The following is a 560-nucleotide window of genomic DNA, read 5'->3' as shown; positions in this document are numbered from 1 at the left end:
TATCGGAAGGTGCGGCTGGATCACCTCCTTTCAGAGCTTAAGTGCTCGTGTTAAGCGTCCACTCTTATCGGTTGTTTGATATAGCTGGGATCAGTTGTAGGCTTGGGTCGAGGGATTCTTCCCTGGGTCTTCAGCTACCTGACTACTGATCCGAGAAGGTTTTGGGTCTGTAGCTCAGTTGGTTAGAGCACCGTCTTGATAAGGCGGGGGTCGTTGGTTCGAATCCAACCAGACCCACCAAGTATTCTGCGATGCAGGATATGGGGGTGTAGCTCAGCTGGGAGAGCGCCTGCTTTGCAAGCAGGATGTCATCGGTTCGATCCCGTTCACCTCCACCATTGATTCTCATAATTGCCCTGGTGGTGATGTAGAGGCTAACTCATAGCGCTGTTGTCAGTGTTATGAGTTAGGTTTTACCTAACAGCTATATTCGTTCTTTAACAATCTGGAAGAAGCACAACGAAATGTACTTATTAAGTACTTGGCGCAAGCCGAGGAAGATAAGTACGGGTTGTGATTGCATTATTTTGTTCCAAGTTCTCAAGACTGGGGTGAATAAC

The 560-nt window shown here is 47.9% G+C and carries 2 tRNA genes; both read left to right on the top strand.

The annotated features are described in order from the left end of the window. Positions 1–163: 163 nt before the first annotated feature. Positions 164–240: transfer RNA gene (locus WBR68_RS31450), tRNA-Ile, on the top strand. Between the two features lie 22 nt (positions 241–262). Further along, positions 263–338 (top strand) — tRNA-Ala (locus WBR68_RS31445). Positions 339–560: the final 222 nt, after the last annotated feature.

The organism is Achromobacter sp. JD-1 (genome assembly GCF_038594925.1).
Taxonomy (GTDB): Bacteria; Pseudomonadota; Gammaproteobacteria; order Burkholderiales; family Burkholderiaceae_B; genus Achromobacter; species Achromobacter spanius_C.
The sequence above is the reverse complement of the archived record's forward strand: the minus strand, read 5'-3'. Positions and strand labels throughout refer to the sequence as shown.